This is a genomic window from Acinetobacter sp. QJM3NY_42, from assembly GCF_056173745.1.
Window position 1 is genome coordinate 2904898 of record NZ_CM149689.1, and the last position, 14202, is coordinate 2919099.

Annotated in this window: 14 protein-coding genes; 5 read left to right on the top strand and 9 right to left on the bottom strand. The window is 42.9% G+C overall.

Features of this window, described 5'->3' with window-relative positions; genetic code table 11:
• Positions 1-65: 65 nt before the first annotated feature.
• On the bottom strand, positions 66-917 hold the full coding sequence (locus AC0VYT_RS13795) for an SDR family NAD(P)-dependent oxidoreductase (RefSeq protein ID WP_005017759.1): 852 nt from the start codon (positions 915-917) through the stop codon (positions 66-68).
• Positions 918-1115: 198 nt separating this feature from the next.
• Here AC0VYT_RS13795 and AC0VYT_RS13800 point away from each other — a divergent pair, with 198 nt between their 5' ends.
• The 3 genes from AC0VYT_RS13800 (at position 1116) to phoR (ending at position 4110) form a co-directional block, all read left to right on the top strand.
• The gene (locus tag AC0VYT_RS13800; protein WP_005017757.1) at positions 1116-1793 is read left to right on the top strand and encodes a TetR/AcrR family transcriptional regulator; all 678 of its coding nucleotides are present in this window, start codon (positions 1116-1118) and stop codon (positions 1791-1793) included.
• A gap of 238 nt (positions 1794-2031) precedes the next feature.
• Positions 2032-2742 carry a phosphate regulon transcriptional regulator PhoB gene (gene phoB / locus AC0VYT_RS13805; RefSeq protein WP_005017756.1) on the top strand — a complete coding sequence of 237 codons (711 nt, stop codon included), beginning with the start codon at positions 2032-2034 and terminating at the stop codon, positions 2740-2742.
• 9 nt (positions 2743-2751) lie between these two features.
• Positions 2752-4110: a phosphate regulon sensor histidine kinase PhoR gene (phoR, locus tag AC0VYT_RS13810; protein WP_005017755.1), complete on the top strand. Its 1359-nt coding sequence runs from the start codon at positions 2752-2754 to the stop codon at positions 4108-4110.
• 46 nt (positions 4111-4156) lie between these two features.
• Here the strand turns inward: phoR and asd are convergent, their stop codons facing one another.
• The 5 genes from asd to AC0VYT_RS13835 form a co-directional block, all read right to left on the bottom strand.
• Complete coding sequence (gene asd / locus AC0VYT_RS13815) at positions 4157-5008, bottom strand: archaetidylserine decarboxylase (protein WP_005017748.1); 852 nt, start codon at positions 5006-5008, stop codon at positions 4157-4159.
• Positions 5005-5850 carry a sulfurtransferase gene (locus AC0VYT_RS13820; RefSeq protein WP_005017747.1) on the bottom strand — a complete coding sequence of 282 codons (846 nt, stop codon included), beginning with the start codon at positions 5848-5850 and terminating at the stop codon, positions 5005-5007. Before AC0VYT_RS13820 ends, asd begins: the two co-directional genes overlap by 4 nt.
• 115 nt (positions 5851-5965) lie before the next feature.
• A complete protein-coding gene (gene pncB / locus AC0VYT_RS13825) occupies positions 5966-7174 on the bottom strand; it encodes a nicotinate phosphoribosyltransferase (RefSeq protein WP_005017746.1) in 1209 nt (402 codons plus the stop codon).
• A 172-nt stretch (positions 7175-7346) separates the two neighbouring features.
• Positions 7347-7772 (bottom strand): ankyrin repeat domain-containing protein, encoded by a 426-nt coding sequence (locus AC0VYT_RS13830; protein ID WP_373867497.1) that lies wholly within the window; start codon positions 7770-7772, stop codon positions 7347-7349.
• Between the two features lie 200 nt (positions 7773-7972).
• Complete coding sequence (locus AC0VYT_RS13835) at positions 7973-9493, bottom strand: catalase (protein ID WP_005017744.1); 1521 nt, start codon at positions 9491-9493, stop codon at positions 7973-7975.
• Positions 9494-9693: 200 nt separating this feature from the next.
• Here AC0VYT_RS13835 and dtd point away from each other — a divergent pair, with 200 nt between their 5' ends.
• Positions 9694-10134 carry a D-aminoacyl-tRNA deacylase gene (gene dtd, locus AC0VYT_RS13840; RefSeq protein WP_005017742.1) on the top strand — a complete coding sequence of 147 codons (441 nt, stop codon included), beginning with the start codon at positions 9694-9696 and terminating at the stop codon, positions 10132-10134.
• Between the two features lie 51 nt (positions 10135-10185).
• On the opposite strand, the gene AC0VYT_RS13845 is transcribed toward dtd, so the two are convergent.
• The 3 genes from AC0VYT_RS13845 to serB all read right to left on the bottom strand — a co-directional run bounded on the left by AC0VYT_RS13845 (position 10186) and on the right by serB (position 12786).
• The gene (locus AC0VYT_RS13845) at positions 10186-10665 is read right to left on the bottom strand and encodes an SCP2 sterol-binding domain-containing protein (protein ID WP_005017739.1); all 480 of its coding nucleotides are present in this window, start codon (positions 10663-10665) and stop codon (positions 10186-10188) included.
• Between the two features lie 152 nt (positions 10666-10817).
• Positions 10818-11153: a ciprofloxacin tolerance protein AciT gene (aciT, locus tag AC0VYT_RS13850; RefSeq protein ID WP_005017736.1), complete on the bottom strand. Its 336-nt coding sequence runs from the start codon at positions 11151-11153 to the stop codon at positions 10818-10820.
• A 412-nt stretch (positions 11154-11565) separates the two neighbouring features.
• The gene (gene serB / locus AC0VYT_RS13855) at positions 11566-12786 is read right to left on the bottom strand and encodes a phosphoserine phosphatase SerB (RefSeq protein ID WP_005017734.1); all 1221 of its coding nucleotides are present in this window, start codon (positions 12784-12786) and stop codon (positions 11566-11568) included.
• 59 nt (positions 12787-12845) lie between these two features.
• On the opposite strand from serB, the gene AC0VYT_RS13860 reads away from it, so the two are divergent.
• Positions 12846-14129: a hypothetical protein gene (locus AC0VYT_RS13860; RefSeq protein ID WP_005404669.1), complete on the top strand. Its 1284-nt coding sequence runs from the start codon at positions 12846-12848 to the stop codon at positions 14127-14129.
• The last annotated feature ends 73 nt before the right edge of the window (positions 14130-14202 follow it).

Genomic DNA, 14202 nt, shown 5'->3' on the forward strand with positions numbered 1-14202 from the left:
GTATTAAAAAGCCCAGAACCGATAATAGGATCTGGGCTTTTTTTATTTAGTATATTAATAAACAGTTATACGATCTGGTTACGTGGTTTTTTATTCATGCCAGTCAGCAGACCAGTAATATATTGGTATTTGGCCGGCATAACGCGCTGCAAGGCATCCAGAAATTTTGCATCATTACCAATCAATAGACGGCGCTTGTCTTTCAGTACCGCATCCAGAATTTGGCGAGCAGCCTCTTCTGGTGGAATACGGAGCAGTTTGTTAAATGAACTGACTGATTTTTCGGGATGCATGCCTAGTGATTTAAGACTTTGATTGACTTTAGCAGCATTGGCAATATTGGTACGAATACCGCCTGGATGCACACATAAGGCACTTACCCCACATTTTTGCAGGTCCAGTTCCTGACGTAACGATTCAGTAAAACCACGCACTGCAAATTTGGTCGCATTATAGGCAGACTGAGTAGGCTGAGCTGTCAGACCAAATAAACTGGAAATATTGACAATATGCCCATCACCACTCTTTTTCAGATAAGGTAGAAATTCTTTAGTGCCATATACTACGCCCCAGAAATTAATTCCGACAATCCATTCCAGCTCATCATAATTGGCACCTTCGACTGTTGAAGCTAAAGCAACGCCGGCATTATTAAAAATCAGATTTACCGACCCATGATTTCTGACGGTTTCTTCAGCCCATGCTTTTACTGCTTCACGATCTGCCACATCCACTATCTGGGTCGTGACTCGTACATTACTGTCTTTTAACAGTTCGACAGTCTTTTGTAGGCCTTGCGCATTAACATCACTTAAAGACAAATGGCAGCCCTGTTTAGCCAGCAAAACTGCCAGCTGTTGGCCAATCCCTGAGCCTGCACCTGTAATGGCAGCAACTTTATTTTTAAAATTCTTCATGCATGTTCCTTTATTTTTCTCTCTGCAGTGGCAGATAGATAGCAAATTTCCTTTTCAATATAATTTTGACAATTCATATTGTCAATATTTCTTTAAAGTTAAAAATGCATAAAAAATAAACGGCAGTATCTGCCAGCACTTTCGTTTAAAAAACTTGTTAAAATGGCTGCCATAAAATTCTATAAATAATAGGTAAAGATGAGTCAGTCAGAATATGCTCAGGAGCCACAGGCAGATACAGCTACCAGTTTGAGGGAACGTCAGTTCAAGGGATTATCTCTGTCAGAACGTAAACTGGCACGTCGCACCAAGCTGATTGAAGCGGGAATTGAGGCTTACGGTACTCAAGGTTTTTTTTCAGTTACGGTTAAAGATATTTGCCGTGAAGCCGGACTGACTGAACGTTATTTTTATGAATCTTTCAAGAAAAGTGAACAGCTGTTCCAGACTATTTTTCTCCAGCTGATTGAAGAGCTACAGCAAAGGGTAATGCAGGCTATTATGCAGGCTTCGCCTAATCCTGATAAAATGATTGAAGCCGGCTTACGGGCTTTACTCAACATGTTAAAAGATGATCCACGGGTTGCACGTATCATTTATGTGGATGCCATGCTGGTTCAGGAATTGCATAACCAGGCCACCATTCAGGAAACCATGCTGCGTTTTGATCGAATGATTCAGGCTTTTGTAATGTTAATGATGCCGCATCTAAGCCGTAGCCAGCATGAAGTTTCACTGATCGCGACTGGCCTGAATGGTTATGTCACACAGCTGGCAATTCGCTGGGTTATGGGCGGTTTTAAACAGAGTCTTGAAGATATACTGGCAGCAGCCCAAGTGGTATTTATGGCATTATTAGAAAAATTTGAGAAATAGTCTTTCTTTAAATTGTGAGCTGATCGCTTATCTTTCTTAATTTAATATTCTGACAATTTCTGAATTATTAATACCATACTTTTGCAGAGCTGCTATTTGAATGTAATATTTGTCACAAATAATTGCTAAAATAGACTTTGTCCCCATTTTTGCAATGATACTGTCATAATTTATCTTTGTAATAAGCCTGTCATAAATAAAAACGGTTCACCGTTAATAACGAATAGGGTATTGCGCTGTGAAAGATGATTATATTTTAATTGTAGATGATGAATTACCGATCCGTGAAATGATTCATACCTCTCTGGACATGGCAGGTTTTCAATGTCTGCAAGCTGAAGATGCTAAGCAGGCTCATCAGATGATTGTTGATCAGCGCCCAGCCCTGATTCTTCTGGACTGGATGATGCCAGGCGGTATCAGTGGTGTTGATCTGTGTCGCCGTCTGAAGCGCGATGAAAATCTTTCTGAAATTCCGGTAATTATGCTCACTGCTCGTGGCGAAGAAGACCATAAAGTACAAGGCCTTGATGCCGGTGCAGATGATTACATGACCAAGCCATTCTCAACTCGTGAACTGGTTTCCCGAATTAAAGCTGTACTGCGCCGTGCCAATGCCTTGAGCGGTGAGAAAACAATTGATGCCAATGGCCTGCTATTAGATCCGGTCAGTCAGCGTGTGAGCTTTGGTGATTCTATTCTGGAAATGGGGCCAACCGAATACCGATTACTGGCGTTCTTCATGACTCATCCAGAGCGTGCTTATACCCGTGCCCAGTTACTTGACCAGGTCTGGGGCGGAAATGTATATATTGAAGATCGTACCATTGATGTACATATCCGACGTTTACGCAAGGTGCTTGAGCCTTATGGTGCCGACCGCTTTGTACAGACTGTACGTGGAACCGGTTACCGCTTCTCGACCCGTGCTGATGTCGCTCTAGGTTAAACTGACTTTATGTATGAACCATATCCGGTCCCTGAGCTGGCCCGGGACTACAAAAAATTCCGATACAGCAGTTTATGGACTTTTGCTAAACAGGACTTACGGCTGCTGGTCTTTCTACTGCTCGTTGCCAGTCTGATCGGTTTCGGAATCGGCTATTTCTGGAGCTGTATTTTCATTGGCTTTGTCGTGTTTTTTGCCTTTCAACTACGGTCCTTATATTTAGTAAATGAATGGATTTCCAACCGGCCTTATGATGCTCCACCTAATTTAAACGGTATCTGGGGAGCGCTCCTGTTTAATGTATACCGGGCCCAGCGTCAGGAACGCATCGTGCAGGCAGAAATGGTCGGACTGATTGACCGGGCGCAGTCTTCATTAGTCGCACTGTCTGAAGCAGTAATGCTGATTGATGATCTGAACCAGATAGAATGGTTTAATCCGGCTACTGAAAAACTGCTTGGTATACAGCCCCTGGATCGTGGTCGTAATCTGCTCACGATATTACGCCAGCCTATTTTTATTGAATATTTTCAAAATATTGATCAGGCGCCAGATGGCATCAAAATGAAGTCGCCCGTGCATGAAGACCACTATGTGCAAATCAAGCTAACCCGTTTTGGTGGCGAAAGTCATTTGCTGGTGGCTTATGATGTTACTCGCATGCAAAACCTGGAACAGATGCGTAAAGATTTTGTCGACAATATTTCGCATGAATTACGTACCCCGCTCACTGTATTAAGTGGCTACATTGAGACTTTTACCGATCAGGAAGATTTGAATCCACGCTGGAAACGGGCATTTGACCAGATGCAGGCACAAACCAAGCGCATGAATTCTCTGGTTAATGACTTGTTGCTGTTATCACGTCTTGAAAATAACAAGAAAATTGCTAAGAACCAGATTGTGGAAATGCCCGGTCTAATGAACCAGCTTTTTGATGATGCTCAGGCCTATAATGTCGATTATGGCCATACACTTAATCTGGATATAGACAGCCATTGTGACCTGATCGGTTCAGATATGGAACTGGCCAGCGCCTTTAGCAACCTGATTACCAATGCCATTAAATATACGCCCAAGGGCGGTACGATTACTATCGGCTGGCATGATGATGGTGAACATGGCTATTTTACCGTACAGGATACAGGCATCGGAATTGACCCACGGCACCTACCAAGACTGACTGAACGTTTCTACCGGGTGGATAGTGCCCGCAGCCGGCAAACCGGCGGTACCGGATTAGGCCTTGCGATCGTCAAGCATGTACTCATGCAGCACAATGCCTATCTGGAAATTGAATCAAAGGAAAATGAAGGCTCGACCTTCAAAGCTGTCTTCCCTAAAGAACGCCTATATCATTTAAACTAGATCTATAAAAAATGCGCCTCAAGGCGCATTTTTTATTATTGGTCTTCTAAAGAGCCTGACCCAGTTTCTGTCCCATAGTCACCACAGAATTGGCCTTAAATTCCGCATCCCAAGCCATTTTATCCTGTTCAAATAAAATTACAGCAGTTGAGCCCAAGTAAAAACGTCCCAGTTCGGCACCCTTTTCCAGTACCACGTTATGCTGGTTCAGCTCAAGACGACCGGACGGTTTTACTTTTCCAGTAACCACTGTTTCAATTCCAGCCACAATCATGGCACCTACCATGACTACCGCCATGCGTCCCAGTTCGGTATCGAACAGACAGACCATACGCTCATTACGTGCAAACAGGCCAGGAATATTCTCGGCAGTAATCTGGTTAACTGAAAACAGCTCACCTGGAATATACAGGGTTTCAGTTAATGTACCCGTTATTGGCATATGGACACGATGATAATCCCGCGGAGAAAGATAAACCGTAGCAAACTGGCCATGTTTAAATGGCTCTGCCAGTTGTGGATCACCGATGAGTTTCTCGACAGAAAAACTTTGTCCTTTCGCCTGAAAAATATCACCGTCATGGATCGTACCCAGCTGTGAGATAGCGCCATCGGCTGGTGAAACGATACTCTTAGGATCAGCATCTACCATACGCACACCTTCGCGTAGGGCACGGGTAAAAAACTCGTTAAAAGATTTATATTTTAAAGCATTAACCTGCTCGGCAATTGACATATCTACGCCATAGCGGGTTTTAAAAGTCTGAATGACTGCCGCACGTACCAGCGGGTTCTCACTGGCAGCAATTTTACCAACTACCCGGCTTAGCTGATGCTGGGGAACTAGGCGCTGGGCCCGAATAAAGATATTTTTTTTCAGACGTGATGTGAGGCTCAAAACGGCAACTCTCCGGTAATAATAGGGCTGTCGAGGCGATTGCCCCATTCACTCCATGCACCATCATAAGCCTGTATTTCCCAGTCGAGAAGTCGGCCCAGTATATAAGCCAGCCCAGAGCGATGATGCGATTGACAATACACCACGACAGGCTGGTCCAGCTGAAAACCTGCATTCTGCAGATTTTGTCGGGTGCGTTCTAGCGGATGCAATTTTAGATGATTTTGTCGGTCAAGGGCAGTACTCCATTCAAAATGGCGAGCACCTGGAATATGTCCACCACGACGGGCTGCAAGACGCAGGCCAGTATACTCATCAAAGGTTCGGCAATCCCATAGCTGGGCGCTATCTTCTTTAATCATTTGACGAAGTAGATCATATTTTACCCGATATTTCTCACTTTGGCCAAGGTCAACCTGTACCAGTGTATCAGCGGCTTTAATAACCGCCTGTTCAGATGAAGTAGGTAAACCGGCAGCCAGCCAGCCATGAATACCACCATTTAGCAGACTGGTCTGTTCAAAACCCAAGCAATGCAGGTTCCAGAGCAAGCGTCCTGCCCATGCCCCGCCTTCATCATCATAAGCAACTACATGATGTTCTGGAGAAATTTGTAAATATTCAATTAGTGCCTGCAGGCCCAGCTCATCTGGGAGCAGGCCAGAGGCTTGCTCTTCATGACGCACCAATAATTTAGGTTTTAAATGTAAGGCGTGCGGAATATGCAGTTGCTGATAAACCGATTCTCGGCTTAAGTCGACAATACGCAGTTTCGGATGACCCAGCTGTGGTAAAAGCTCCTCGGCTTCGATCAGTAAACCAAAGTTAAAATCAGGTGTCATTATTACACTTATTTCAGGTTATTTTTTATCTGAAGCCAATTTTAGCATAGTCTAATTTAAAGCCATTGCGGTTTTTTTATAGCGCCTTTATAAAATAACTGCTATGTAAACCAGCTTAAACTTCAGGTTCCTGAATATCAAAAACCTGTCGTAAATAGGCCAGAAAGGTATCGTTATCGGTCATGGTTTTACCCGGACTGTCTGAAATTTTGGCAACCGATTGTCCATTGCATTCCACCAGTTTTAAAACAATATTTAAGGGTGTCTGACCCATATCATTAGTCAAATTAGTTCCAATACCGAAACTGACCTGAAAGCGGTCTTTAAAGTACTGATGAAGTTTCCATGCTTTTTCCAGATTGAGTCCATCACTGAAGGTCAGCATTTTAGTCCGGCTGTCAATTTTTAGCTTGCGGTAATGCTTATAGGCCTTGTCACCCCATTCATAAGGGTCACCACTATCATGCCGCAGACCATCAAACAATTTAGCAAAATACAGGTCAAAATCACGCAGGAAGGCATCCATACCCACAACATCAGTTAAGGCAATGCCCAGATCACCACGATATTCCTGTACCCAGGTTTCCAGTGCAGCTTTCTGAAAATTGCGCAGCCGTACATCCAGTGCCTGAAAGGCCTGCAAGAATTCATGTGCCATTGTGCCGATAGGAGTAATACCCAGCTCTTTTGCCAATAAGACATTACTGGTACCACGAAAAACACTTGGACTGGCCTTATGGAACTCTTCAATTACATGCTTTTGCCATTCAAAACTGTAGCGACGGCGTGTACCAAAGTCTGACACCAGAAAAGGAGGATCATTTGGCTGCTGTCCACGCTCATAACTCTTGATCAGTTCCAGCTTGGCTTGCAAACGTCGTTCACCTTCATCCAATACTTCTTTACTGCGAATACGGCGAAAATATAGTTCGTTAACCAGTGCCAGTACAAAGATTTCAAACATCATGGCCTGAACCATTGGGCCTTCAATCCAGATATCCAGTCGGCCTTCTGCATCTATACTGGCTTTAATAAAACGACGCTTGAGCTGAAACAGTTCCAGATAGTCGACAAAATCACTCTTGATAAAACGCAGATTGCGCAGATACTGCAACTCATCTTCTTTAAATGTGAGCTGGCATAAATAATCTAGTTGCTGATTGAGCTCATCCAGGATATCTGACAAAGGATATACAGTATCTTCCAGATTCCGGCAACGAAAATGATAGACACTGTCAGTTTGCGGAAACTTATGTAATACCACCTGTAGCATGGTGAATTTATATAAGTCGGTATCAAGAAGGGAGTGAATAATTGCAGACATATGCAGAAAATTTTTGCTTTAATCTTTTAATTAAAACATATTTTGATGAGCTATAAGCCAAGTTTTTCATGTAGATACGTAAAGCAAGACTATGGTCTTATACTGTTCAGAATCCACTTGTAAAGTGTCCGCTAAATTTTTATCTATATTTTAAAAACTTAGCCAGTATATATTATTCGTTCAATAGCTCTTTAAGAGCCTGTTCCTGTCCAATCACTTTAGCAAATTCTGCTACAGTTTTTTGTCCGGGCTGCTGTGTATTCATATCACAGTCGACCTTACGCAGCTGTCTGGCAATTGCCCATTCCATTTTAAAAATAGCACCCATCAAGGCTGTATTACCTTTATTGTCTCTGGCACAGCGGTCAGCCCCGGATGCCAATAATGTGCTGACAATATTTTGCTGGCCATAGTAAGTTGCCATCATCAAGGGAGTAAAACCTGCATGATTTCTGCTATCGACCGGAAATCCATATTTTAGGAATTCATCAATTACTTCTTTATTTCCTGCTTTTGCAGCAGCAAAGAAAAGATCAACCAGTTCCTGCTGGGCTGACAGCTTACTGTCTTGCACAGGAGGCTCAGCTACTTCGGCCATCACGACGGTACTGCTCAGGCAAAATAGTGAAATCAGGAAAGTGCTTTTTAAAAAACTCATCAGGATTCCCTTTAGTCTTCAAAATAATAAAATATCTCTAACATATTGCTGTAATCACTCCACTTTAAAACTAGTGCACCGTATGAGGTAAAGGTGATTAAGTTAACTCACCTTACCTCACTGAAGGGCTGACCTGACACTTAGTCTTGCAGTTGCTCTGCTTTTGCCTTAACAGTAGCCAGGTTACCTTTTACCGCCTGGGTCAGCCGTGTACCATACTCTGCATCTGCCTTATAAAAGTAGGACAGCATGATGTGTTTGGTTTCGGTATCTTTTACTGCACCCAAATCAGCTGCCAAGTTACGGATCAGGTCATTTTTCTCAACCGCTGAATAGGAGCGATAGAGTTCACCGGCCTGTTTGAATGGTTGCTCTTTCTTGATTGCCTGCTGTAATACACTTCCTTCAAGTGGTGTCATGACTGCTTTGGCATGTGTGGTTGGAGGTTTAGGTTCCTTGCGGCTTGGTTCATAGTTCACATCTGAATCACGTTCAGATACATTCATGGAGCCTTCCTGGTTATTGTTATTGACCTTGACCAGAGGACGGTTTACTGGAATCTGCTGATGGTTTGCACCTAAACGGTACATCTGAGTATCTGAATAAGAGAAGATACGGCCCTGTAGCAGACGGTCCTCAGAAGGCTCAATGCCTGGAACCAGATTACCTGGTGCAAATGCCGACTGTTCAGTTTCATTAAAGAAATTCTTCGGCATACGGTTTAGCGTCAAAGTACCTACTTTAACTTCTGGAATCAGATGAGTGGACCAGATTTTAGTGGCATCCAGTGGATTAAAGTCGAATTTGTTCAGATCTTTCGGGTCAAGTACCTGAATATATAAATCCCATTTTGGATAGTTTCCGGCATAAATATTGTTGTACAGGTCATTGGTCAGGTGATTAAAGTCCTTACCTTGCATTTCACGGGTCTGTTCCATGTTCATACCTTTAACACCCTGTTGAGTACGGAAATTGAATTTCACATACTTATACTCGCCTTTAGCATTGTACAGTTTAAAAGCATGCACACCGAAGCCATCCAGGTTGCGGTAGCTGACTGGAGTACCGAGGTTAGAATACACGTAGGTCAGCATATTTACAGCCCAAGGCTGACTTTGCAGGAAGTCAAACACACGGTTTGGATCCTGAACATTTGTCACCGGGCTTGGCTTCATAGCATGAATAAAGTCGGGAAATTTAATAGCATCGCGAATAAAAAATACAGGCAGGTTGTTGCCGACCAGGTCCCAATTGCCTTCCTGAGTATAAAACTTCAGGCCAAAACCGTGCGGGTCACGTAATGTCTCTGGTGAACCTTTAGGATGGATTACAGTAGAGAAACGCAAGAAAACCGGTGTTTTGGTTCCTGCTTTAAATAGTGATGCAACCGTTAAGTCCGATAAGTCTTTTGTCGCAATAAACTCGCCATATGCTCCTGTACCACGTGCGTGTACTACACGCTCAGGAATACGCTCACGACCAAAACGCTGCAATTTTTGAATCAGCTGTACATCCTGAAGCAAAGTTGAGCCATTCTCGCCGGCAGTGATTGAATTCTGGTTATCCCCTACAGGTGCTCCATTGTCTTTGGTCAAAGGCGCTGCGTAACTTGCTGACATGGTAACACCCAGCATGGTGACCAGTAATGAACGCTTAAACATAACATCATCTCTTTAATTTTCTGCAGCGGCACTTTACTAGAGTCTTTAAAATAGTTAAAAATGATAATAAAAATAATCGGTTATTCAAATATTTAAAAATAAGCTATTGTATAATATTAATAAAATATATATTCAAGTTTAGAAAGCGAGTTTTGATACACTATTAACCCAGTCTTTAAGTAAGCAAAAAAGAGAGTGAGATGCGGGCATTATTACAGCGTGTACTTGAGGCCAAAGTCATAGTGGAAGGCAAAATTACCGGTGAAATTGGTCATGGGATTCTGGTATTTTTAGGATTAGGGAAAGAAGACACGCTGGATACAGGTAAGAAATTAATCGATAAAATTTTAAAATATCGGTTTTTTGATGATGAGCAGGGAAAAATGGGTTGGAATGTCAGTCAGGCAGGGGGTGGTATTTTACTGGTTTCCCAGTTTACCCTGATGGCTCAAACCCAAAAAGGGTTACGTCCGGACTTTGGACCAGCGATGCCACCGAGTGAAGCTAAAGTACTTTATGAAGAACTGGTTGCCTACACGAAGTCTCAGTTTGAGAATGTACAAACCGGTATTTTTGCAGCAGATATGAAAGTCCATCTGGTAAATGATGGGCCGGTTACCTTCAATCTTGAAATAGAGTAATTTTAAAAAAAAATATAAAGAAGCCCTCTATTTTAAGAGGGCTGGGTTTTATTATTTACCCGTTTTTTCCTTTAAAAACTGGCGAGCCATTTTAATTTTTTCTTTAACCGGCTTTGGCAGTTTAGGTGGAAGCAGTTTTGCTACCTGGTTAAACCAGACCAGTAAACCAAAATCACCTTCCATTTTAATACTGCCATTTTGCATCCCTGTCATAAAAGCAGTTGGATCACCTTTAAGCAGCGTCTTCACCCCCTGCTCACTATCAGCAAACTGTAAAATAAAGTCAGCTTTTTCAGCAGAACCAGATACAGTTTCTACGTGCCCATGATTAATGACAAACTGACGTGCCATCCCCTGTTCTGTCCCAATCTGGATACGGAACTGGCGATCATGGGTCAGTTCAATAAACTTTGGACTGGTACGGGCCAATTGCTTCATACGTAGAGCTAATCCCATCAGGAGTAAATCGAGAGGATCAGTACTCAGGTCAACCAGAGGCAAGTGAACAACAGGAATTGAAGACAGTTTCATGACATGCGCGCCTATTATATTCTTATAAAAAATAATCTTATGATCGTAGCATAAAAGCTTATTTTTAAATAAAGTCTTTGTATATTAAAAATTATCAAACGTAAAAAAAGGTGTACGGACAGGTACACCTTTTTTGTTAAGTCAGCTCATTTTTAGCGACTTGAACACTGTTGCTGGTCGTCTTCATAAACTGGAGTATGCTCAATATACTGGCGTTTAGCCAGGGCTTTTTGTGCACGGTGGTCTTCACGCAGCAAGAGCATGGTAATCGCCAGCATGGCCAGGCTGAGTGCACATAAATAACTGTAAGTGAGTGGAATAATAAAAACTGACTGAATACCAAAACGTACCATTTCCAGTAGTCCCCAGAACACCATACCGGCAAGCATAAAACTCAGCCAACGACGGTAAGGCGAAAAGAAAACAGCAACAAGTGCAGCAACAATTAAACCAAATCCCATGATGGTTGCATAATTCGCTGTCCACATACCAATCTCCGTCATTAATGATGTCGTTAGGCCCTTTCTTAGACCATCATGTTATTCCCCAAATGCCCTGCAAAATTGATTATTCTGCTTAGCCTGTTTTGTACTTGTTGGCATTATGAAGAGTTTTCTATAGAAAAAAAGCCCTGAATTCCGATTACACGACATACCTTGTCGCAACATTCTTTTGTCATTACATTAAAAAAAAATATAGAAATGTCTTATCCCAAGCTGTATCAATCTTGGCGCGTCATTACAAAAAAATATGTTGCTTTTTTGAGCAAAAAATAATTTTTTTAGTTTAATCTACACATATACAAACCAAGATTATTTTTTATTAACTATCTGTTTATCAGAAGTTTACCAACAAAAAGTGCGACTCCTGAGTCGCACAAGTTGTAACTGTATTTACGCATCAGGCACGATTCAAGTCCTTATCGTGTACACCCAGTAAATAAAGAACACCATCTAGGCCTACACTCGAAATTGCCTGATTAGCATTTTGCCGTACTAGAGGTTTGGCACGAAAAGCCACCCCTAAGCCCGCGATTGAAAGCATAGGCAAGTCATTAGCACCATCTCCAACAGCAATTGCCTGTTCCAGGGAAATACCCATTTTTTCTGCCAGTTCACGCAGTAAGAAGGCTTTGCGGGCACCGTCGACTATATGTCCTTTCACTTCACCAGTGACACGGCCATTTTCTACATCAAGTATATTGGCATGTACTTCGTCAATCCCGAGTTTGGCCTGTAAATATTCTGCGAAATACTGAAAACCACCCGAAAGAATAGCAGTTTTATAACCCAAAGCTTTTAACGTTGAAATCAGACGTTCTGCACCCTCTGTCACTGTCAGTCGTTCGGCGATTTTTGGTAGAACTTCGGCATCTAGCCCTTTAAGCAGAGCAACCCGTGCACGGAAACTCTGCTGGAAATCGAGTTCACCTTGCATGGCACGCTCGGTAATTTCAGCCACCTGCGCACCAACACCAGCTTCTATTGCCAATTCATCAATGACTTCCTGTTCAATCAAGGTGGAATCCATATCAAAACAGACCAGGCGTCGGTTACGCCGGTAAGCATTATCTTCTTGTACAGCAACGTCAACATTAAGCTCAGTTGAGAGCCTTAGACAGGCAGCTCGCATAGCTGCGGCATCAAGCATTTGTCCGCTCAAGCCAAACTGTATGCAACTACGCTTAGGTTCTACCTGTTCATGATTCAGATGAGGCCGTCCCGATAGACGGGTGACTGTTTCGATATTAAAGCCTTGCCCTGAGACAATATTCGTAACAGCTTGTAAATGCGAAGCTGACAGTTCAGGTGCTAAAGCCGTGACAATATAACGGGTTCGGCCACCTTCATTTACCCATTGTTCGTATTCTGTGCTTGAGATTGGTTTAAAGCGCACAGTTAAACCAATATCATGTGCTAAAATCAAAATCTCTTTCATTGCCAGAGCTGTTGCAGTCTGGTCGTTTGACGCGACTACAATGCCTAAGGTGAGCTGATTGTGAATAACGGCCTGCCCCACATCCAGAATTTGCAAGGAATGTACGGACAATACCTGCATTAATCGCGTAAACTGGTTGGGTTGATCAGGTCCTAAAAATGATATAAGAATGATTTCTCGCATGAATTGACTCGGGTCTGAGCTACAACTATTGTAAGAATCATAATCGAAATCAAATATAATTGCCTTGGAAGTTTACGTTGAATGCGCCTAGACAAGGGCTATTTGCTAGCCTGCTGATAATAAGTTTTGCATTGCATACCTTTTTACTGGTTCTTGCAACAACCCATCAACTCAATGAGAATCGGGCCAGCCAAGGCCAGCTGATGACCAGTCAACTGGTCAGTGACTCTCTGGCAGAGCTGGACCCCCCCAACCCGGTTTCGCTGGCATTGGTCGCCAACCGTTATGCGACCAATCCGAGTGTGGCATCTATTCGCATTCTGGATGCCAACAACCAGCTTTTAGCATCAAGTGGCATGGCTAAAACCCGTCAGGGTGAAGTATTTGTGCGTGATGCGCTGCAGAATGAAAAGAAAGTGGGCAGTATTGAAGTCAGTCTGATTAAACCCAGTATTGGTGAAATTTTACGGACCCAATGGCTGGCAATTCTGGCATCACTGTTTATACATATGCTGTTATGGCTGGCTTACCGGGCAGTTGCGCGTCCAAGCCGTAGCGAATATCTGGCACGGATCAACAATGAGTCACGCTTGAAACATGAAATTCAGCAGTTGACCCAGGCCCTTGAACTAGAGAAACATAATTCTGCCTTGATGGTGGCCCAAGTACAGCAGCAGGCTAAAGCCCAGCCATTACCTAAAGCCAGAACTGCCGAAACAACTTCAGATAATGATCAGCGAGTGGCATTAAACATTCAGTTCTATGATCCAAAACAGTTGCTTAGTAGCGTAAACCAGTCCGTTTCTGTGCCTTACTTTAAGCTTTGTCAGATTTTTCTGAATAAAAGTATTGAGCTGTGTGCACAGCATTATCATCTACGCAGTAGCAATATGGAAATTCGACAGGAATTTAACCAGAATGGTGCAGTCGTTTCTGTCTCTGCTGACTCCAAACCAGCAGTTGAGTGCCTACTTATGGTAGGCACGGTATTCCAGTTACTCTCAGATGTACTGTATAAACGTTACCGTGAAGACAAACGCTTTGCCCTGCAAACACGGAGTGCGGTTGCAACCGCGGTTGAGGCAATGCAGCTCAACGCCCAGCAAGCTGCTGAACGTCTGGCCCAGCAGCTCAACGCCAAGGAAACTGCTTTATATCTCAATAATGAACAGCTTAAAGACATCAGCCAGAATTACCAGCTGATGCCAATGCCAAATCCGAGTAATGTCCTTACCCGAAATGCATTTATGCTCAATGGTTTAAATACTGAGTCTGCTGAACTTGCACAGCAAATCCGTACTGAAATCCTGATGGGTAAAAAAGTACGTTCAGAACAAGTCTAGTTTCTCTGAAAACATACACCTGATCTGTATATAGGTCAGGTTTTTTTATTTCAGTCTAAAACCCTTGGCACAC